The sequence below is a fragment of the Rhodanobacter sp. Soil772 genome, assembly GCF_001428385.1.
GTDB lineage: Bacteria > Pseudomonadota > Gammaproteobacteria > Xanthomonadales > Rhodanobacteraceae > Rhodanobacter.
The window spans coordinates 958792-979975 of record NZ_LMSK01000002.1 but is presented as its reverse complement, the minus strand read 5'-3'; the positions used below and the strand labels follow the sequence as shown (position 1 = coordinate 979975).

The window sequence follows — 21184 nt, the reverse complement described above, 5'->3', positions numbered from 1 at the left end:
CAAGAAGTCATCTTGCGCATCGCGCAATCTTGTCAGCGTCCTTCATAGCGCGATCGCTATTACACAGGGAGCACCGTGATGACGTCACCAGCAAAGCTGTTTCAAGCCACGCGGCACGTTATGGCGCCAGCTTTGCTCCTCGCTTTGCTGGCGCAAGGCACCGTAAAAGCCAATGACTTGCCATCAATCAATCTTGGCCTGACATCTTATCTTGATGGCGTCCTGCCATCCGGGCCCGGCTTCTACTACCAAAATTACATCGAATATTATTCGGCAAGCCGATTCAACGATGGGCTTGGCCGCAGGCTGCCGCTGCCAAAACAAAGCCTCGATCTGGTGGCTGACATAAACCAGATTACCTACTACATGCCGCAGGAGATTGGTCCTGGTCGGTTGGCTTTCGATCTGGTGGTTCCCACGGTTGTCTCAGCCTCGGTACGTGACGGCTTGGGTGGCACCGTCCTCGACTCGCAGACAGGTATCGGCGATATTCTGTTTGCGCCGATTTATGAGTTCAACCCCATTGCATTCTCCAATGGGTGGCAGCTTTCACAAAGCTTTGAATTCGATATTCTGGCGCCGACTGGAAAATACGATGCGCGTACCGCAGTCAATCCGGGTAAAAATGCCTGGGCACTCGATCCGTTTTGGTCTGCCACGCTGTCTTTCTCAAAAAAGCTCAGCGTCTCGACGCGAATTCATTATCTCTATAATTTCAAGAACACTGACCCGCCGCGCTCATTGGGTCCTGATGCCCGCACCTTGCAAGCCGGAGAGGCCTTCCACATTAACCTCGCCGCCTCCTATGCAATTACGCCGAAATTTGGAATTGGCGTTAACGGGTATTACCTCACGCAACTCACCAACTCGCGCATTAACGACGTAGGCGTTCCCGGTCGCAAGGAGAGGGTTCTTGGGCTCGGTCCCGGTGCTATGTGGTTGGTCGACCGGAACACTTTCGTTTTCTTTAATGCTTATTTTGAATCAAACGTCCGCAACCGGCCCAAGGGCAATGAGTTCATATTGCGGCTTGTCCATCATTTTTGATTCCCGACAGGCATCCGAGAGAGGAGAAGCCCTGGGCCGGCGACACTGACGACAAAGGTGGTGACGTAAAACAAGCCCTGAAGTTACGGTCTCGGCGTGAGATCCCGAGTGGCCCAGTCTTTGTAGGAGCGCACCTTGTGCGTGAGTTCCTGCCCAGCTCCCCCGCACTCCCCCGGGCGCAGGGTGCGCTCCTACAAAMAAGCCGGTAGCCCGGAGTCGAAGTCTCCACGTGGGCCACTTTCCAACATACCCGCGTCCCGCGGAGGCAACCATGGATCACCTTGACGAAACGCATCGGCCGGATCCGGATCCGCTTGAAACCATCGAATGGCTGGAGTCCATCGACGCGGTGATCCGCCATGACGGCGCTGCGCGAGCCCACTTCCTGCTGGAGCGGATGGCCAGCTCGACGCGGCACGGTGGCTTGGCGCTGCCGTTCATCACCACCAGCGATTACGTCAACACGATCCCGCCGCAGCTGGAAGCGCGCAGTCCCGGCGACACGCCGATCGAGTGGCGGATCCGTTCGCTGGTGCGCTGGAACGCGATGGCGATGGTATTGCGCGCCAACCGCAAGCCGGGTGAACTGGGCGGGCACATGGCCAGCTTCGCGTCCAGCGCCACGTTGTACGACGTCGGCTTCAATCATTTCTGGCGCGCGCCAACGGCCGATCATCCAGGCGACCTGTTGTTCATCCAGGGCCACTCCAGTCCTGGCATGTATGCACGCTCGTTTCTCGAAGGCCGCTTCAGCGCGGAGCAGCTCGATCTGTTCCGCATGGAAGTAGCCGGCAAGGGCCGTGGCCTGTCGTCGTATCCGCACCCGTGGTTGATGCCGGACTATTGGCAGGTGGCAACCGTGTCGATGGGGCTGGGCCCGATCCAGGCGATCCATCAGGCGCACTTCTGGCGCTACCTCGAACATCGCGGACTGATGCCGGCGAGCGACCGCAAGGTGTGGTGCTTCCTCGGCGACGGCGAGATCGACGAGCCCGAATCGATCGGCGCGATTTCACTGGCTGCCCGCGAGGGCCTGGACAATCTGATCTTCGTGATCAACTGCAACCTGCAGCGTCTCGATGGTCCGGTGCGCGGCAACGGCAAGATCATCCAGGAGATTGAAGGCCTGTTTCACGGCGCCGGCTGGAACGTGATCAAGCTGGTCTGGGGCGGCCGCTGGGACCCGCTGCTGGCGCGCGACACAACGGGCCGGCTGCGCCAGCTGATGATGGAAACCGTGGACGGCGAGTACCAGGCGTGCAAGGCGTTCGGTGGCGCGTACACGCGCGAGCATTTCTTCGGCAAATACCCGGAGACCGCCGCGCTGGTGGCGGACCTGTCCGACGAGGAAATCGGCCGGCTCGACCGCGGCGGCCACGACCCGCAGAAGGTGTATGCGGCCTACCACGCGGCGGTGAACACCAAGGGCTTGCCGACGGTGATCCTGGCCAAGACGGTCAAGGGCTATGCCATGGGCGAGGCGTTCCAGTCGCAGAACCCGAACCACAACAAGAAGAAGGCGGATATGGAAACCGTGCGCAACATGCGCGATCGTTTCCGCATTCCGGTGAGTGATGAACAGCTGGACGAGATTCCTTACGTGCATCCCGGCGCGGATTCGCCGGAAGTGCGGTACATGCTGGAGCGGCGCAAGGCACTCGGCGGTTTCCTGCCGCAACGTCGTCGTCAGGCTGACGAGCGTCTGGTCGCGCCTGGCCTGGATGCATTCGAACCGATCACCAAGGGTACCGGTGAGCGTGAGATCTCCACCACGATGGCACTGGTGCGCGGTATCAACCTGCTGCTGCGCGACAAGCAGATCGGCCCACGCATCGTGCCGGTGATCGCCGATGAGGCACGCACCTTCGGCATGGAAGGGCTGTTCCGCCAGATCGGCATCTACGCGCCGTTCGGCCAGAAGTACAAGCCGCAGGATGCCGACCAACTGATGTACTACCGTGAGGATCAGCAAGGCCAGGTGCTGCAGGAAGGTATCAGCGAAGCTGGCGGCATGGCTGCGTGGATCGCCGCGGCGACCAGCTACAGCGTCAGCAACGTGGCGATGCTGCCGTTCTTCCTGTACTACGCGATGTTTGGTTTCCAACGCGTGGGCGACCTGTGCTGGGCTGCGGCCGACATGCGCGCACGCGGCTTCCTGATCGGCGGTACTGCCGGCCGCACCACCATCAACGGCGAGGGTCTGCAGCACGAGGACGGCCACTCGCACCTGATGTCCGGCGTGATCCCGAACGTGATCTCGTACGACCCGACGTTCTCCTACGAGGTTGCGGTGATCCTGCAGGACGGCGTGCGCCGCATGCTGCAGGAGCAAGAGGACGTCTATTTCTACCTCACCGTGATGAACGAGAACTATACCCATCCGGACATGCCGGCGGGGTGCACCGAGGGCATTCTCAAGGGGATGTATCTGTGGCGGGAAGCGGTAAGCGGGAGCCGAGAATCGCGCAAAAGCGAAGCTCGGCATGTGCAGTTGCTCGGTGCGGGTACGATCCTGCGCGAAGTGATCGCAGCGGCCGAGTTGCTGGAGAAAGATTTTGGTGTGACGTCCGATATCTGGTCGTGCCCGAGCTTCTCGCAGGCGCGTCGTGACGGCTACGACGCGGAGCGTTGGAATCGGTTGCATCCGGGTGGGCCGCGACGTATTCCCAGCGTCACTGGATTGCTGCAGGATCGTGCTGGGCCGGTGATCGCGGCGAGTGACTACGTGCGGGCGGTGCCTGACCAACTTCGCGTGTTCATGCCTGAGGGCCGACGCTACACCGTGTTGGGCACCGACGGCTTCGGCCGCAGCGACACCCGCGCCAATTTGCGCGCCCACTTCGAGATCGATCGTCATTGGATCGCTCACGCCGCTCTCGACGCATTGATGCAGGATGGTCTGGTTGACGCGGCGGAAGTCGAGCGCGCAATCACGTTGTACGGGCTCGATCCGGACAAGCCCGAGCCTTGGACGATGTGAGGCGCGGAGGTATCGGCATGGCCACGCATGGGCCGGTGGGCCCCGCGCCGCAGGCGCACCAGGTTGTCTACACGACCCGTCACTTCGAGACGCCGTGGGCGTTCGACAACTATCTGGATACGGGCGGTTATCAGGCCTGGAAGAAGATCCTCGCGGAGAAGCCCGACCCGCTCACCCTGATCGAGGAGATCAAGCGCAGTGCATTACGTGGACGCGGCGGTGCCGGCTTCCCGACCGGCCTGAAACTCTCATTCATGCCGCGCGATGTACCGGGCCAGAAATACATCCTGTGCAATTCCGACGAATCGGAACCAGGCACCTGCAAGGACCGCGATCTGCTGCGCTACAACCCGCATGCCGTGCTCGAAGGCCTGGCGATCGCCTGCTATTGCACCGGTGCCAGCATCGCCTACCACTTCCTGCGTGGCGAGTTTCATCACGAACCGTTCGAGCGCGTCGAGCAGGCGTTGCGGGAGACGTATGCGGCTGGGTTGCTCGGTAGCGACATCGGTGGCAGTGGTATCGATGTCGACATCCACAACCTGCTCGGTGCCGGCGCCTACATCAGCGGCGAGGAAACCGGCTTGATGGAATCGCTGGAGGGCAAGAAGGGCCAGCCACGTTTCAAGCCGCCGTTCCCCGCCAGCTTCGGCATTTACGGTCGTCCCACCACGATCTGCAACACCGAGACGTTTGCCTCGATCCCGGCCATCCTGCGCCATGGGGCGGATTGGTTCCTCGCCATCGGCAAGCCGAACAACGGCGGCCCCAAGGTGTTCTCGGTGAGCGGGCACGTGGCGCGGCCGGGCAACTACGAGGTGCCGCTGGGCATTCCGTTCAACGAACTGCTGGCGCTGGCCGGCGGCATGCGACCCGGGCGCATGCTGAAGGCGGTGATCCCCGGCGGCACCTCGATGAAGGTGCTACCCGCGGCGCTGATCGCTCAGTGCAACATGGATTTTGATTCGCTGAAAGACGCCGGCTCAGGGCTGGGTTCTGGCGCGGTCATCGTGATGGATGACACTGCCTGCATGGTGCGCGTATGCCATCGCATTTCGCGCTTCTACATGGCTGAGTCCTGCGGCCAGTGCACGCCGTGCCGCGAGGGAACCGGCTGGATGCACCGCGTGCTCACACGCATCGTCGAGGGCGACGCCACGCTGGATGATCTGCATCGCCTGAAAGCCATCGCTGGCCAGATCGAAGGCCACACCATCTGCGCCTTCGGCGAAGCAGCCGCGTGGCCGGTGCAGGGCTTCCTGCATCACTTCTGGCATGAGTTCGAGTACTTCGTCACCAACAAGTGTTCGATGACCACGTCCGTCATTTGAAGCGGTTTATCCCGGAGCAGACATCGGTGGCCATCGCTACGGCGATGCGCTTGGGTGGTGAGGTGGTCCGCTCGGTGGCTTGATCAGCCGGTTGCTCCAGCCGGTGCGAATGGTCAGGACGCTATTGTGGCGATCGCCGTCGGTGCGCCCCACGCGCTCTGCAGATTTGTGTCCAGCGTGACTTCGGCGTTGAGCAGCCGGCTGAGCGGACATTTGGTCTTGGCCATCGCCGCCAGTCTGCTGAAAATCAGCGGATCGGCATTGGGTACCACGGCGCGAAGACTCAAGTGCACTGACGCGATGGTGAAGCTGGCGAACTGCTGTTCAAGGATCACGGTTGCCGAGGTCTGCAGTTCGGTCGCCGTGAGGTGTGCTTCAGCCAGCACCATCGACAACACCATGTTGAAGCATCCGGCGTGGGCGGCGGCGAGCAATTCTTCGGGGTTGCTGCCGATATGGCGATCGAAGCGACTGGCCACGCTGTAGTAGTGGTCATCGAGCGCGCCGCTCTCGGTGGACAGGCTGCCGCGACCATCGGGAAAGCCGCCGTACCAGAGTGCCGAGCCGTGTCGTTCGATCTTCATGGTTAGACTCCCCAGATTCAGAAATGTAACGACACGTCCATGTTCAAGATCACTGGTTCAGGGTGACGTGAGAGATTTCCGGAATGGGCCCGGCAAGCGTCTACGCAAACCCGCGCGCGTCGACGCCGGCCCAGACTTTCTTGGCGGTGCGTATCGGGAAGATTTCATGACGGTCAGAACGGATACTGCGCGCGGGTGTGCTGTATCGACACCCAGTGCTCGGAGGTGAACGCGTCAATCATGCCCTGGCTGCCAAAGCGGCCCAGTCCCGAATTCTTCTCGCCGCCAAACGGCAGCGCCGGCATGTCGATCGCGGTGATGTCGTTGACATGGCTCATGCCGGCGTGAATCTGGCGAGCAAACCGTTCGCCGCGATAGCTGTCTCCGCTGAGCACGGCGCTGGTGAGGCCGTACTCGGTGTCATTGGCCATGCGCAGTGCCTCGGCTTCATCGGCGGCACGCATCAGCGGTGCCACCGGCCCGAAGATTTCGTTCTGCGCCAGCGGCATCGCCTGGGTCACACCGTCGAATACCTGCGGGCCAAGCATCAGACGCCTTGGTGGTTGCCCCAGTCGCAGCCGTGCACCGTCGCTGCGCGCCTGTTCGATCATGCCGCTCACCCGATCGAGCTGGCGCTGGCTGACCATCGGGCCGATTACCGTGTCGACCTGGTTGGGGTCGCCCACTTTCAGCGAGCTGGCGTAAGCGATAAAGCGCTCGACGAATGCGTCGTAGATGCGATCCAGCACGATGATGCGGTTGGCCGCGATGCACATCTGGCCCTGGTGCAGGAACTTGGCGACGATTGCGGCGTGCACCGCGTGGTCAAGGTCAACGTCGTCCAGCACCACCAACGGACCGTTGCCGCCCAGTTCCAGCATGGCCTTCTTCAGCGTCGATGCGGTGACTGCCATCTGGCCGATATGGCGACCGACCCGGGTTGAGCCGGTGAACGACACGACACGGGAGGCCGGGTGTTGCACGAAGGCGTCACCGATTTCGCCTGGCTCACCGACGATCACACCGAGCAGGCCCGGCGGCAGTCCGGCTTCGTCGAAGATCCGTGCGATCAGCAGTCCGCCGGTGACGGGCGTTTCCGCCGCCGGCTTCACCACCACCGCATTGCCCAGTGCCAGCGCCGGCACGATCGAACGTGTGCTCAGGTGCAGCGGCCAGTTCCATGGGCTGATCACCGCGACCACGCCGACCGGTCGCCGATAGATGCGATTTTCCTTGCCCGGATAATCGCCGTCCACAATGCGGCCTTCCAATCGCGAGGGTAGCGTGGATGCTTCCAGCATTGCCGCATGCACCACCCACCACTCGATCTCCGATTTGGTGCGTGTGCTACCGGATTCGCGGATCAGCCAGTCGACGATCTCCTCGTGCCGCTGCTCCATCACCATGGCGGCGCGGCGGAACACTTCGGCGCGTTGAGACGGCAATGCCTGTGCCCAAGCCGGCTGCGCTGTCGCGGCACCGCGAAACGCTTCGTCGACATCGCTCAGATCAGCTTTGGCGAAACTGGCTATCGTCTCGCTGGTGTACGGATTGCGCACCTCAAGGCTGGAGCCCGATCTGCCGGAACGCCAGGTTCCCGCGATGCTCTGGTCGGTGAACGCATAACGTGAAGGCGGGCTGACGGAATTCGCTGTGTCCATGATTCGCCCTGCGGTTCGGAAAGGAACATTGGGCCGCCTGCGCAGCGGTGCAGGCGACGGTGTTCGCAGGGTAGGCGGTGACGGAACGGGAGGATTGATGCTTCTTGCCGCTGATTGCACGTTCGCGTCTTGCATCGATGGCGCGGGCAGAGCATGCAGGAGGGAGAGCGAATGACTGGCGCGTCCTTGCTTAGGGACGTCCGTTTCACCAAACCAAGTGACGCAGTCAGGCGGGTATGGTCACCGGATGATCGCTCGCATCGGCATGGCCTCCGCTGGCGTTGCGCCATACACCGGGGCTCACCCCCAGCTTGCGGGTGAACATGCGGGTGAAGTGGCTCTGGTCGGCGAAGCCGGCGGCAAGCGCAATCTCGGTCAGCGGCAGCGTGCGATCACGCATCAGTTCAAGCGCTTGGTCGATGCGGCGCTGGATCAGCCACTGATGTGGCGACATCCCCGTGCTCTGCTTGAATGCGCGCACGAAAGCACTGCAGGAGAGGTCGCAGGCTTTCGCCACCAGCGCCAGCGGGATGCCGTCGACCAGGTGTTCGCGCATCAACTCCATCGCCTGGCGCTGCTGCCACGGTGCCAAACCGCCGCGCGGTATCGAGTCGCGGCAACGTACACCGCCATAGGTCACCACCAGATGGGTACGCAGTGCCAGCAATACGTGGTCAACAAACAACGGACTGTTCTTGCGAACCGCGTGCAGGGCAGGCAGCAGACTCAGTCCGAGATGCCGGATGATCGGATCGTCGACAGACTGGCCAGGTAGGCTACGCAAGTCATCGACTGGAGCGGTGTCCAGTTCGTCGGCCAGCTCAGCCAGGGCTGCGCGTGGGATGTAGAAGAACAACGGATGAAACGGTTCGTACATGTACGCAACCGGATCACGTTCGAGGTCGTAGAAATGTGTCGTGCCTGCCATGAACGGCTGTACCGGGACTGATCGCCCATCCAGCCACAGATCGTGCCGCTGCTGGGCGCGCAGTTGCAGCCCGATCAGATAGGCCGCTTCGTTGGCGATCGGCGCGCTGAACCCGAAATCCGTGCCGTCGTGGATAAGTTCGGTAACGGCGAGTCGATGCATGCCGCTGGTATGAGCGGACAAGGTGGGCGGATCGCTCATGTTGAACGACGTACCCAGTCGGCTGCCGTAGGCTTCACGTTGCATGGCGCGTTCCCTAGTCAGCGAACGCCCCTGTCCCGTCGCTGGCCTTTGTAAATATACGCCGCCGAGACCGTAGTGTCATACCCGATCGGGTATGGCGTTGCCGCCATCTCGTGCTCGCCGGGTATTACGGTGGCGTGACCTGGGCAGGACATGCCAGGCTGCCTGAAACGGGTGCCCGGTTCGTGCTCATGTTGCGGCGAATCGATTGCTGCGGGGTCATCCACAGCAACCCCTGCGCAGCACAATCGGCGGCGTAGTCGAACAGCGCCTGCATGTGCTTCTGGTCGAAGTCGATGAAACTTTCCTGCGGGTAATCGATCGGAATTTCCGTCATGCGGAATGTCATGTCGAGCCGCTTGGCGGCGGCGATGTTTTCCACGATCGCCCCTCGGGTTTTGTAAGTCATCTCCGCAGCGAAACTGTTCGAGAGCACATCGATGGTATTGAATCGTGTGGTTTGTGGTGCCCGCGCGAGTTGGCCGTTGACGATCATGTACAGATGGGCGCCGCGCAGTTGCGGCAGTTCGAACGACTGGATGCCGGCAATCAGCGGCAGGGTGAACACCGAGGTGGTCACGCCACCGTCCACATGCATCTCGTCGTACTCGTGCCGGCCGTCGCTGACCCGGATCAGCACCGGCGGAAACACGCCCGGTACGCTCGCTGAGGCGATCAGCACATCGCGGAACAGCCGGCGCGCTGCAGGGCCTCCATGCGATGCGATCTCGCCCATGTTCCACAATACGGTTTCGTGCTTGTCCAGATCCGTGGTCGCCACAATCAGGCGACGTCCTTTTGCCGCTTCATGTGCCACGTCGACAAGCATCTGCGGGGTAACGAAGTGATCGACCAGTTCGAACAACGGGTTGTGGTGCGGCAGGCCACGCGGCGACAGCAGGCGGGCCAGAATGGTGCGGGTTGGCGAGTGCAGCAGATTGGCGCTGCGCTTGCCGGTGAACGCCTGCTGCATGCGGGCATCCCAGTCCGGGCCGAGGAAGGCGAATGGCGCAAGCAGGGCACCGGCACTCACTCCGGTCACCATTTCGAACTGTGGGCGTGTGTGCGCACGACTGAGCCCCGACAAGGCGCCTGCACCATAGGCACCTCCCGAGCCGCCACCAGACAACGCAAGAATGTCGATGGTGCCGTCGGTCGCCGCAGCGTTGATGCCGCGAAAAAAGTCGGGTGCCAGCGCAGTGAAGTTGCCCAGATCGGTGGTCACCAGACGTACGTCCGCCGGAAATCCATCGGGTGTCGCGCGGCCGATCATGTCCGGCGGCGCGGCACGGCGTGGAGCCGTCTGGCAACCACTCATCAGCAGCAGTCCGAGCCACAATAGAACCAGCTTGCTCCGCATTTCGCGCCTCTCCCGAAGGCCGTGGCCAGCCTGCCGATAGCGAACCTACTCGCCAAATCTTGCAACTTCGATCATGTCCCAATGCCGGCGGGAGCATGTGGGCGACAGATCCGAGGATCAATCCGTCGACATGACGATACGCGTTCGGCGAGTGTGTTCGTAGTGCCCGCGGCCGTGACGGCATCTACCGACAATCGACGATCGCTTTGTTCAACCTGCGACCGCGTCGGTTCTGTAGTGTGCGGTTCAACGCCTTCGCTGCTGTAGAGAAGCGGGTGGTGCAATTACCCGGCATGGTCACGCATGTCCAGGCCCTGGATAAGCCGTTTGGCCAGGCGAGGCTGGCGAAATTGTTCGAGCCACCATGCCAGAGCGCGGCCCTCATGATCGCTGCGCCAGGCGACGTATAGAACATTGGGTTCGCGCGAATCGGCCATCCGCTTTTCCACCAGCTGACCGCTTTTCAGCAACGTGGTGACCCGGCGTCGCGGCAGCCAACCCACGCCGAGGCCGTCTCGTTGCGCGAGCACCTTTGCACGCATGCCCGGTACCGCAAGAGTGGGTTGTCCACTCAGGACACCGTAGGCGCGACCTACATTGCGCGAGGAGTCTGCAACCACCACGGCCCGATGGCGAATGACCTCGTTCTGTTGCAACGGTTCGCTGGCCCTGGCGAGCGGGTGGCGTGGCGAGACCGCAAACACCCATTCCATCGCGCCCAGCTCGAACCAACGCAGATGGGGCATCGCGGGTGGCTCGTTGGTCGCACCCACGACCAGGTCGGTGCGGCCTTCACGCAAAGCCTCCCATGTGCCGCCAAGGACCTCGTGCGTGATGCGCAGGTTGACGCCGGAGTCCATCGCATCGAAGGCGCGAATCACCGGCAGCAGTGTCTCGAATTCGAGGATCTCGTCGGTGACGATGTGCAGGCGATCTTCCCAGCCGCTGGCGACCTGCTTTACGCGCTGAGTTAGGCGAGCCACGTCGAGAATCAGCCGGGTCGCCTCTTGTGTCAGCAGCTGGCCGGCTGGCGTGAGCTGCAGGCGATAGCGACGTCGATCGAACAGCAAGGCGTCGAAGCGCGCCTCCAGCTGACGGGCCGCATGCGAAATGGTCGATGGTGCCTTTCCCAGGCGGGCGGCCGCGCGGGACAGGCTACCGCTGTCGCGGATGGCTTCAAGCAGTGCCAACTCGTCATGGGACAACATGTTCGGTCTCTTCGAACGAGTTCGTCGAAATGATGGTACGGCAAATGAAGTCGACCCGTCCAAGATGACTTCACAGTCCTTCTTCCCACATATCTTGGAGAACATCATGAATCGTTTCAAAGACAAGTCTGTACTCATTACCGGCGGCAGCAGCGGTATCGGCTTCGCCACCGCCAAGGCTTTCGCCGAGGAAGGGGCCCGTGTCGTCATCACTGGCCGCGACGCGGCCGCGCTTGCCGAAGCAAAGGTCGCGCTGGGCTCCGACTCGGTTGCCATCCGCAACGATGCCGGATCGATTGCCCAGGCCGGCGAGCTGGCCGCCGCGCTGTCCAGCCTGGGCATTAGGCTCGATGCCGTATTCATCAACGCAGGTACCGCCAAGTTTGCACCGTTTGCCGACGTGGATGAGGCCCAGTGGGATCTCAGTTTCAACACGAATGTCAAAGGCGCCTACTTCCAGTTGCAGGCGCTCCTGCCGCAGCTCAATGCCGGCGCATCCATCGTGCTCAATGGCTCGATCAACGCGCATATCGGGATGCCGAACTCATCGGTCTACGCTGCCAGCAAGGCATCGTTGATCTCACTGGCCAAAACGCTTTCGGCTGAACTGCTGCCGCGCAAGGTGCGTGTCAATGTGGTCAGCCCCGGCCCGATCCACACCCCGTTGTACGGCAAGTTGGGTATGGATGCCGATGCGCTCGCGGCCACCGCCGCACAGATCCAGGCCCAGATTCCGCTGGGCCGCTTCGGCCAGCCCGAGGAAGTCGCGGCCACCGTGCTGCATCTGGCCTCGCCCGAGTCGGCCTTCATTGTAGGCACGGAAATCGTCATCGATGGCGGCATGAGCCAGCTATGAGGCTGACATCCCGGGCCGGGTTTCGATCCGGCCCGATGGTGTGACGTGGTGCAGCCACTTTGATCAATGCCTGGCGCATTCGTGACATACGTCCGATGGCCGACGCCGGATCGTTGCTGCTCAATTCCATCCTTCAAGTACCGGCGATGCGTGATGGCAGTGCGCCACGCGCCAAACGGGAGACAAGCTCATGCATTCCATCCAGATATCTACGTCCAGGCTGTTGCGGCTTGCATGTGCTTCCTTGCTGGCCATTGCCGGCCTGCGCGCGGAAGCTGTCGAAGTGCAACGTGCGCCACTGATCAGCGGCCATTTCGCTACGGCCGGCGGTGTGCGCCTGCACTACCTGCAGGCCGGGCAAGGTGATGCCACGCCGGTGATCCTTCTGCATGGCTATACCGACACCAGCCATATGTGGCTGCCCTTGATCGAGCAACTGGACGACCGGCGTGTGGTGATTGCACCGGATCTGCCCGGTATCGGCGATTCATCGATCCCTGCCACGGGCTACGACAAGAAAACCGTGGCCCGGGACATCCATGCATTGGTCCGGCAATTGGGCTACCGCAAGGTCAAACTGGTTGGCCACGACATCGGTTTGATGGTGGCTTATGCCTATGCCGCCCAGTATCCCGACGAAGTGGAGAGCATCACCTTGATGGACGCATTTTTGCCTGGGGTGGGCGATTGGCAGAAAGTCTGGCTGCTGCGCGACAAGTGGCATTTCAACTTCTACGGGCCAACGCCGCTGGCACTGGTCAAGGGCCGCGAGCGGATCTATTTCGAGCATTTCTGGAACGACTTCGCCGCCGATCCGAAACACTCGGTGCCAGAGGCGGATCGCGAACTCTACACAGCCGCCTATGCCAAGCCTGGGCGGATGCAGGCCGGCTTCGAATACTTCCATGCCTTTCCACAGGATGCCGTCGACTTCGCCGGGTTCGCGCAAAGGCCTCTGACGATGCCGATGCTGGTGCTCGCTGGCGAGAAAGCATCCGGCCAGTTCCTGATCGATCAGGCCCGACTGGTGGACAGCAACGTGCAAGGCGTGATCGTCAAAGGCTCCGGCCACTGGCTGATGGAGGAGGCACCCGGGCAGACGATTCCTGCGCTGGTGGACTTCATCAACCAGCCAGACGTGCCGGTTCGCTGACCACAATGCGGAACGCCATGCCGTTGCCATGCGCTACGTATTTCAGGAGACACCCATGAACAACCGACTGCACGAACGCATTGCCCTGGTCACCGGGGGCAGCGCCGGGATAGGCCTGGCCACGGCGCAGGAATTCATCGCGCAGGGCGCGCTGGTGTACATCACCGGACGCCGCCAGATCGAACTGGACGCTGCGGTGAATCTGCTCGGACCGCGTGCCATCGGCATCCGTGCCGATACTGCGCAATTGCAGGACATCTCCGCCATGTACGCACGCATCGCCAAAGAACAGGGGCGACTGGACATCCTCCATGTCAACGCCGGCTTCTACGAGTTTGGCCGACTCGACGAGATCACCGAAAGCCATGTCGACCGAAGCTTCGACACCAATGTGAAGGGCTTGGTGTTCACCGTACAGAAAGCCTTGCCACTGATGCATCAGCGGGGTTCGATCATCCTCACCGGCTCGATCGTCGCCAGCAAAGGTGCCGAGGCGTTCAGCATCTACGCTGCCAGCAAGGCTGCCGTGCGTTCGCTAGCACGCAGTTGGGCCGTCGAGTTGAAGGACCGCGGCATTCGGGTCAACGTGATCAGCCCTGGCCCGATCGACACACCGGGACTCGACGATCTGGCTGGAGGCACCGACAAGGTGGGTGAGCTCAAGCGCCATCTCGTTACCACCGTGCCGATGGGGCGACTCGGCAGACCGGAAGAAGTGGCTCAAGTGGTCAGCTTCCTGGCGTCTGACGAAGCCAGCTTTGTGACCGGAATCGAGTTAGCTGTCGATGGCGGAGCAGGGCAGGCCTGACAGTCCACGTATCCGGTAGTGGCGGCCCTATTCCGACAATCTGGCCGGTTTGTTTGATCTTTCTGCTGTGAGATGACTTTGGCCAATTTGCAGCAAAATTGAACAATACCCAGAACGAGCGGGACGGCGAGACTCCGGCCGAATTCAAGGCACAAGTCACCCCATAGACAGGAGCCGGTTCATGCGAATCCCGCACTTCCATTCCAAGGCAGTCTCCAACGTGCTGCGCATGCTCGTCGTGACTTCATTCAACTTGATCCTGGCGGGTACGGCCTTCGCCCAGGCAACAGGGCAGCCGATCGCGCCGAACCAAACACCGCAGGATCTGGTCAATGCGCTGCACTCGGCATTTGGTACTCACCATGCCCGTGCCGTGCACGCCAAGGGCACCATCCTCGAAGGCAGCTTCAAGGCAACCAGCGCCGCGCGCATGCTGAGCGAGGACTCGATCTTCAGCGGTGCCATCTTGCCTGTGACTGCCCGCTTCTCCGACTTTACCGGCATACCCGACATACCCGACAACATCGGCGATGCGAACCCGCGCGGGTTCGCGTTCAAGATCAAGGCAGCGGATGGAACTGCTGTGGATATCGTTTCGCACAGCTTCAATGGCTTCCCGGTGGCGACTGCCGATGAGTTCGCGGCATTGCTGCGCGACATCGGTGCCAGCGGCCCAGGTATCGCTCATCCGACGCCGATCGAGCAGTTCCTCGCTACACATCCCGTCGCAAAGAATTTCCTCACCACGCAGAAGCCACCACCGGTGTCGTATGCCACCACCGCCTTCTTTGGCGTCAATTCCTTCAAATTCACCAATGCCAAAGGCCAATCAACTTTTGTTCGTTACCGGTTCGTCCCGCGTGCGGGCGAGCGCTACCTGACGCCGGCAGAGCTCAAGACGAAAGGGCCGAACTACCTGCAGGAGGAAATTGGCAAGCGCGCGGCCATGGAGCCGATTGTGTTCGACTGGTACGCGCAGATCTCGCAACCGGAAGACAAGATCGAGGATCCCTCGGTCGCGTGGCCGGAGAGCCGAAAACTGGTCAAGCTGGGCACCATCACCATCAACAAGCTGGTGACCGATCAGGCTGGCATCGACAAGCAGTTGCTGTTCCTGCCGGGCTCGGCCCATCCGGGCATCGATCCCGCCGACCCCATGCTGATCATGCGCAACCAGGCCTATCCGATCTCATACGGGAATCGCCAGTAATGAGATCGTCTCCACCAGGAAGACCTCAAAATAGAGATCCTTGAAGGTCAGGCTTTTGGGGAACCTTGAAATGCTGAGTTTCCAGCCGGATGGCCCGCGATGACTCGATACCGCTTCGGCGGCAAGCCTTCTCGAACCGCTCCTTGATCAGGTGAGCAAACACACCTTCACCTCGCATGCGCGTCCGAAAGTCCGCATCGTAGTCCCGGCCGCCGTGCATTTGCTGGATTAGGCTCATGACGTGATCCGCTCGCTGTGGAAGGTGGTTGGCTAGCCATTCGCGAAACAGCTCTTTCAGCTCATAGGGAAGTCGAATGACGGTGTAACCAGCACAGGTTGCGCCGGCCTCACTGGCGAGCTGAATGATCGTTTCCAGATAGCTGTCGGTCACGGCGGGAATGATGGGGGCAACCATGACACCGACAGGTATGCCGTTGGATTTCAGGTGGGCGATGGCATCAATACGGCGGTGGGGCGCAGTCGCCGCTGGTTCCAGGCGCGATGACAGGCGGTTGTCGAGCGAAGTGACTGACACGAACACCTGTACCAAATTGCGCTGAGCCATCCGGGCGAAAATGTCTATGTCGCGCTCCACCAAGGCGCTCTTGGTGATGATGGTGCAGGGATGGCCGTACGTCTCGAGTACTTCCAGAACCGATCGAGTGATCTGGAGCCGCCTTTCCGCAGGCTGATAAGGATCGGTGTTGCTGCCTATGTTGATGGGGCTGCATACATAGGAGCGTTTGCCAAGTTCCCTTGCCAAAAGCTCGGCTGCGTTCTTCTTGGCGAAAATCTTTGTCTCGAAGTCCAGACCGGGGGACAAGTCGAGGTACGCATGCGTGGGACGGGCAAAACAGTAGATGCAGCCGTGCTGACAACCTTTGTAGGGATTGATGGATAGATCGAACGGCACGTCGGGGGAGTCGTTCTTCGAAAGAATGCTTCGCGCGCGCTCCACGGTGACAGTCACCGGCTCGGGCTTGCCGCCAGCGTCCTCGGAAGAACCCCACCCATCATCCTCGAGCTCGACTCGCGTGGAAAAGAATCGGTTGTCTGGGTTGGAGGCGGCACCGCGCCCTTTAATACGCATGGTTCATCGCAGGTGATCTGCACCGAATCAAAGTATCAGGGGCCGATCTCATCTTCTGCGGCACGGGCAGGTCATTGTTATTGAGCTTTCCTAGATGGCTGATCCTTGGCCCAGACTGCGGGCATCACATTGAGCAATCCTGCCGGTGGCAGCGGCATTCTTGCCTTAGTTGTGCACTGCGACCTTGGCCTCATCCCATGCTGCGGCAACCACGATGGACGGATCGGTCGCCAGCATGCCCTGTGGGCTGCATGAATAGGGGAAAGTAGGCTCAAAACGGTCCAGTTTCTCGGTCTTGGCGTGGCTGCAGCCGACGTACGATGGACGCATGTCCGCTGATCAGTGACAGAGGTGCTCTTTCTCTGAGGGTCAGCTCGATGGTGCTGTTGGTGCCCAAACGGTCAGGTGACAGGGCGTGCTCGAGATCGTGGAAAGCATCGTGAAAATGAACACTTTCTAGTTCGTTATAAAATACTGCTGCATCTACTGCTTCGCGCGTCCTTCGCACAGCTACCTCAACCTCTCGCCCGGGCTCGACTTCGAAACGAAAATCCGCGCCAAGGGCAACTTCGCCGAGGTACTGCGCGCGGAACTGGCGAAGCCCGGTTACGCGATCAGCCCGATCAACATCGGCAGCAACACCGACCCGTACCAGCCGATCGAAAAGCGCTGGCGACTGACCCGCGCCGCGCTGGAGCTGCTCGCCGAATGCCACCACCCGTGCACCATCGTGACCAAGAACGCCTTGGTCGAACGCGATCTCGACATCCTGGTGCCGATGGCGCGCGAACAGCTGGTGCAGGTATTCATCTCGGTCGGCTCACTGGACAACCAGCTGGCCGCGAAACTCGAACCGCGCGCCAGCGCGCCGCATCGGCGGATCAAGGCGATCCGCACCCTGGCCGAAGCCGGTGTGCCGGTCGGCGTGCTGGTGGCGCCGGTCATTCCCGCGCTCAACGACTGCGACATGGAAGCGGTGATGGCGCAGGCCTTTGATGCCGGCGCGCGCTGTGCCGGCTATACCACGCTGCGTCTGCCGTACGAGTTGAAAGCCCTGTTCCGCGAATGGCTGGCCCTGCACGCGCCGCAGCGTGCCGAGCACGTGATGAGCCTGGTGCAGCAGATGAACGGCGGCCGCGACTACGACAGCAATTTCGCCACCCGCATGCGTGGCCAAGGCGTGTTCGCCGACCTGCTGCGCCGTCGCTTCGACGTCGCCTGCCGCAAGCACGGCTTCGGCCGCGCCCGCGAGCTCACCCTCGACACTTCGCGCTTCGTGCCGCCGCGCAAGGCATCGCCGCAGGGCGACTTGTTCTGAAGCCAGCGTTCACGCGTCGATGATGACGGTCCGGGTCAAATCAGGCTTCGCGGCAACCCCGCCGATTACCTGGAGGCAATGATGTCCTCATTCGCGCTTTACCTGATCGGCATGATCGTGGTGATCGGCGGGCTGGCTTACGCGGCGTGGCTGATGCACGTGCCTACGCAATGGCTCGTCGTCGGCGTGCTGGTGCTGCTGGGCATCGGCATCGTCGGCGCGGTCACCCACACGCGCCGGCGCGATCCGCCCGGATCATGAGCAGCGGTTCCTTCCGGCACAGGCCGGAAGGAACCGCGCCGCGCGCGGTCAGCCGCCGGCCGGCAGATATTTCGCGAACCAGCCCAGCGCCCGCTGCAGCACGTCGCGCTGGTGCGCGGGGTCGACGAAGTGGTGGCCTTCGTTCGGGTACACCACCAGCGAGGTCGGCACGTTCTGCGCGCGCAGCGCATGCCACATCTCGAACGACTGCGGTGCCGGGCATTCGGCGTCGCGGTCGCCGACCACGATCAGCATCGGTGTCTTCACCTGCTTGATGAAATTGATTGCCGAACTCTTGGCGTACACCGCCGGGTCGTCGTACACGCTGGCGCCGAAGAACGGTGGCATCCACTGGTCGATCAGGTTCTGGCCGTAATAGCTCTGCCAGTTTGAGATGCCGGCGCCGGCGACCACGGCGCGGAAGCGTTGCGTTTGCGTGGGCGCGAACATGCTCATGAAGCCACCGTAGCTCCAGCCGGTGAGGCCGAGCCGCTGGTCGTCCACCGGGACCTTCTTCTCCACCGCGTCGACGCCGGCCAGGATGTCGCGCAAGTCGCCGTAGCCGAAGTCCTTGCGGTTCGCCTGCACGTACTGCTCGCCCTGGCCGAAGCTGCCGCGCGGGTTTGGCATGAACACGAAATAGCCCAGCGCGGCCAGCGGTGCGCCGCCGTAGCCGACGCCCGGCCAGCGTGGAATCACCGCACTGGCCGGACCGCCGTGCACCACCACGATCATCGGGTAGCGCTTCTTCGCGTCGTAGTTGGCCGGGTACAGCAGCCAGCCCTGCACGTGGAAGCCTTCGTTGTTCCACTCCACCGATTCGGCCTTGCCCCAGGCCGGCTTCAGTGCGGCATTGAACGCGGTCACCGCTGGCGGTGGCGTGTGGCCGAGTGCGCCGGCGTGAACCTCGGTCGCGGCCGCGTACGAGCTCTGCAGGAACGCGATGCGCTTGAGGTCGCCGGACAGCGACATCGCCATCGACGCGCTGCCGTCGCTGATGCTGGCCGGCACGGTGAAGTGCACGCGCTGTTGCTGCGCGCGCGTGGCGGAAACCGCGTAATCCGCCAGCTGGCTCTGGCCGTTGCTGACCTGGCTGACCAGCATCGACTGCGGCCCGCTCCAGCGCAGCCACGCTGGCGTGACGCGGATGCCCGGGGTGAGATTGAGCGGTGCGCCGCCGTCGGTTGCTACGGCGTAGATGTCGCCACCGGTGGCGCCCTGGTCGCTCATCAGGCCGCCGATGAAGGCGATTCGCGACGCATCCGGCGACCAGCGCGGCAGCGCGATCTGCAGGCTGTGCAGGGAACCGCTACCGGTGCCGGCGGGATCGACCAGCACGCTGGCGCTGGCGTCGGTTTGCGCCGGCTGCACGTAGAGTTTTGCGATCCACCAGTTGTTGTCGCCCGGTGGCGGCGCGGCGGTATAGGCGATGCGCAAACCATCCGGCGACCAGTCGAATTCGTAGGCGTACAGGCCGGCCGGGGTCAGTTCGCGCAGGGCGCCGCTGGCCACGTCGAGGCTGGCCACGCGCTGCACTTCCACGCCGCTCACGCCGCTCACGCCGGCCGCCGGCTTGGCCGCGGCCACCGCGCTGGCGTGGCGGGTGGCGCCGGGCACGTAGAGGAAGCCGAGCGACTTGCCGTCGGCGGTCCACTGCAGCGAACGCACGTAGCCTTGCAGTTCGGCCAGCCGCGCCGTTGCGCCGTTGCCGCGCGTGTCGGCGACGTAGACGGCGTTCTGCATCGCCTTGGTGCTGGTGAGGTCGACGTTGCAGTTGGAGACGAAGGCGAGCCGGCGCGAGTCAGGCGCCCAGGCGATGTCGGATTCCGCACAGCTGCCCGGCTTGGCCGCGGCGCTGACGCGATGCGCATGGCGGCCATCGGCGTCGGCCACCTCGATCGCCGGCTTGCCGTCGCGCCGGATCACCCACGCCAGTTGTTTGCCGTCCGGCGAGATCGCCACCGCCTGGATCGACTGCGCCTTGCCCAGCTGGGTCAGCACCTGTTCGATGCGCGGATCGACCGCGGGCGCGGCGGCGAAGGCGTTCGGTGCCAGCGCGAGGGCCAGCAGCAACAAGGGAGCGGGCAGGTGCGAGCGTTTCAGCATGGGAGGATTCCGGTGCGGCGAATCCTCAACGCTACAACCCGCCGGTCACATGCGCCAAGTGCAGGACGGCATGGCCGGTGTGGCTCAGGGCGCGACGGTGGCCGCGGCGGCCTGGCGCGCCGCGACCATCGCGGCGAGCTTGGCGCGGATCGCGGGCATCGCCGCCAGCGCGGCTTTCTCGCCGGCGAGGATGGCCTGGTTCTTCTGCTCAAAATCGGTCGGGCCGATGCCGCGCAGGTCGGGCCGGATCACCGCGTCGGCGCGCGCGCTTTCCTGCGCGGCCAGTTGCCGGCCCATGATGCTGATCGACTGGCCGACGATGTTCATCATGCCTTGCGGGTTGCTGCCGTCGGGCGCGGCGGAGATGTCCACCGCGATCACGAAGTCGGCGCCGAGCTGGCGCGCCGCGTCGACCGGGATCGGGCTGACCACGCCGCCGTCGACGTAGTGCTTGCCATGGATCTCGACCGGCTCGAATACGCCGGGAATGCTCGAGGACGCGCGCACCGCGCGGCCGGTGTTGCCGCGCACGAACACCGTGCGCGTGCCGCTTTCCAGCTCGGTGGCCACCGCGGCGAACGGCATCTTCAGCTGCTCGATCGGCTGCTTGTGCAGCAGCTGGTTCACGTAGTCCTGTAGCGCCTGGCCTTGCACCAGGCCACCGGAAAACAGCCGCACGTCGCGGATCTTCGCCTCATCGAGACCGAACGCGGTCTGCTGCAGCGCGAATGCGTCCATGCCGCTGGCGTACAGCGCGCCAACCACGCTGCCGGCGCTGGTGCCGGCGACCACGTCCGGGTGGATGCCGCTGGCCTCCAGCATCTTGATCACGCCGATATGCGCGAAGCCCTTCGCCGCACCGCCGCCAAGCGCGAGGCCGATTTTCAAATGCACCGGCGCTGGCACCACGATCGGCGGCGGCGCGGGTTTGCTGGCGTGGAAGCAGGCGCTCAACAGGAACGTGGCAAGCAGCGGCAGCAGGCGGCGGAGAGACATGGAGGCGTGTCGGGAAGGGGTGATGGTTGCGAGTCTATGACCGG

The 21184-nt window shown here is 62.7% G+C and carries 16 protein-coding genes and 1 pseudogene; 9 read left to right on the top strand and 8 right to left on the bottom strand.

What is annotated here, in order from left to right:
* Positions 1-78 precede the first annotated feature (78 nt).
* The 3 genes from ASG75_RS15975 (at position 79) to nuoF (ending at position 5358) form a co-directional block, all read left to right on the top strand.
* Complete coding sequence (locus ASG75_RS15975; protein ID WP_082547561.1) at positions 79-1047, top strand: transporter; 969 nt, start codon at positions 79-81, stop codon at positions 1045-1047.
* 271 nt (positions 1048-1318) lie between these two features.
* On the top strand, positions 1319-4027 hold the full coding sequence (aceE, locus tag ASG75_RS10830) for a pyruvate dehydrogenase (acetyl-transferring), homodimeric type (RefSeq protein WP_056388764.1): 2709 nt from the start codon (positions 1319-1321) through the stop codon (positions 4025-4027).
* A 17-nt stretch (positions 4028-4044) separates the two neighbouring features.
* The gene (nuoF, locus tag ASG75_RS10825; RefSeq protein WP_056388760.1) at positions 4045-5358 is read left to right on the top strand and encodes an NADH-quinone oxidoreductase subunit NuoF; all 1314 of its coding nucleotides are present in this window, start codon (positions 4045-4047) and stop codon (positions 5356-5358) included.
* 113 nt (positions 5359-5471) lie between these two features.
* Here the strand turns inward: nuoF and ASG75_RS10820 are convergent, their stop codons facing one another.
* From ASG75_RS10820 to ASG75_RS10800, 5 genes are all read right to left on the bottom strand, one after another.
* Positions 5472-5942: an OsmC family peroxiredoxin gene (locus tag ASG75_RS10820; protein ID WP_056388757.1), complete on the bottom strand. Its 471-nt coding sequence runs from the start codon at positions 5940-5942 to the stop codon at positions 5472-5474.
* Between the two features lie 173 nt (positions 5943-6115).
* Positions 6116-7738 carry an aldehyde dehydrogenase family protein gene (locus tag ASG75_RS10815; RefSeq protein WP_235580189.1) on the bottom strand — a complete coding sequence of 541 codons (1623 nt, stop codon included), beginning with the start codon at positions 7736-7738 and terminating at the stop codon, positions 6116-6118.
* A gap of 91 nt (positions 7739-7829) precedes the next feature.
* Entirely contained in the window at positions 7830-8777 is a 948-nt protein-coding gene (locus ASG75_RS10810) for an AraC family transcriptional regulator (protein WP_056388753.1), read from the bottom strand.
* Positions 8778-8901: 124 nt separating this feature from the next.
* Positions 8902-10134, bottom strand: coding sequence for a patatin-like phospholipase family protein (locus tag ASG75_RS10805; protein ID WP_056388751.1), 1233 nt, complete (start codon positions 10132-10134; stop codon positions 8902-8904).
* 284 nt (positions 10135-10418) lie between these two features.
* On the bottom strand, positions 10419-11342 hold the full coding sequence (locus ASG75_RS10800) for a LysR family transcriptional regulator (protein ID WP_056388749.1): 924 nt from the start codon (positions 11340-11342) through the stop codon (positions 10419-10421).
* Between the two features lie 106 nt (positions 11343-11448).
* Between ASG75_RS10800 and ASG75_RS10795 the strand changes: the two genes are divergently transcribed.
* The 4 genes from ASG75_RS10795 to ASG75_RS10780 all read left to right on the top strand — a co-directional run bounded on the left by ASG75_RS10795 (position 11449) and on the right by ASG75_RS10780 (position 15369).
* Entirely contained in the window at positions 11449-12198 is a 750-nt protein-coding gene (locus ASG75_RS10795) for an SDR family oxidoreductase (RefSeq protein WP_056389334.1), read from the top strand.
* A gap of 190 nt (positions 12199-12388) precedes the next feature.
* Positions 12389-13351, top strand: a complete 963-nt coding sequence (locus ASG75_RS10790; RefSeq protein WP_056388747.1) for an alpha/beta hydrolase — start codon at positions 12389-12391, stop codon at positions 13349-13351.
* Between the two features lie 55 nt (positions 13352-13406).
* Positions 13407-14159 (top strand): SDR family oxidoreductase, encoded by a 753-nt coding sequence (locus ASG75_RS10785; RefSeq protein ID WP_056388745.1) that lies wholly within the window; start codon positions 13407-13409, stop codon positions 14157-14159.
* A 181-nt stretch (positions 14160-14340) separates the two neighbouring features.
* The gene (locus tag ASG75_RS10780; protein WP_200935666.1) at positions 14341-15369 is read left to right on the top strand and encodes a catalase family peroxidase; all 1029 of its coding nucleotides are present in this window, start codon (positions 14341-14343) and stop codon (positions 15367-15369) included.
* 25 nt (positions 15370-15394) lie between these two features.
* Here the strand turns inward: ASG75_RS10780 and ASG75_RS10775 are convergent, their stop codons facing one another.
* Positions 15395-16459: a PA0069 family radical SAM protein gene (locus tag ASG75_RS10775; protein WP_056388743.1), complete on the bottom strand. Its 1065-nt coding sequence runs from the start codon at positions 16457-16459 to the stop codon at positions 15395-15397.
* Positions 16460-16928: 469 nt separating this feature from the next.
* Here ASG75_RS10775 and ASG75_RS10770 point away from each other — a divergent pair.
* Together ASG75_RS10770 and ASG75_RS10765 are read left to right on the top strand one after the other, a co-directional pair.
* Positions 16929-17777: pseudogene (locus tag ASG75_RS10770) on the top strand (PA0069 family radical SAM protein); the annotation flags it as partial.
* A gap of 81 nt (positions 17778-17858) precedes the next feature.
* Positions 17859-18038: a hypothetical protein gene (locus ASG75_RS10765; RefSeq protein WP_056389328.1), complete on the top strand. Its 180-nt coding sequence runs from the start codon at positions 17859-17861 to the stop codon at positions 18036-18038.
* Between the two features lie 48 nt (positions 18039-18086).
* Here ASG75_RS10765 and ASG75_RS10760 read toward each other — a convergent pair whose 3' ends face one another.
* Both ASG75_RS10760 and ASG75_RS10755 read right to left on the bottom strand, forming a co-directional pair.
* Complete coding sequence (locus ASG75_RS10760) at positions 18087-20144, bottom strand: S9 family peptidase (protein WP_056388741.1); 2058 nt, start codon at positions 20142-20144, stop codon at positions 18087-18089.
* Positions 20145-20228: 84 nt separating this feature from the next.
* Positions 20229-21140, bottom strand: a complete 912-nt coding sequence (locus ASG75_RS10755; RefSeq protein WP_056388739.1) for a patatin-like phospholipase family protein — start codon at positions 21138-21140, stop codon at positions 20229-20231.
* Between the last annotated feature and the right edge of the window lie 44 nt (positions 21141-21184).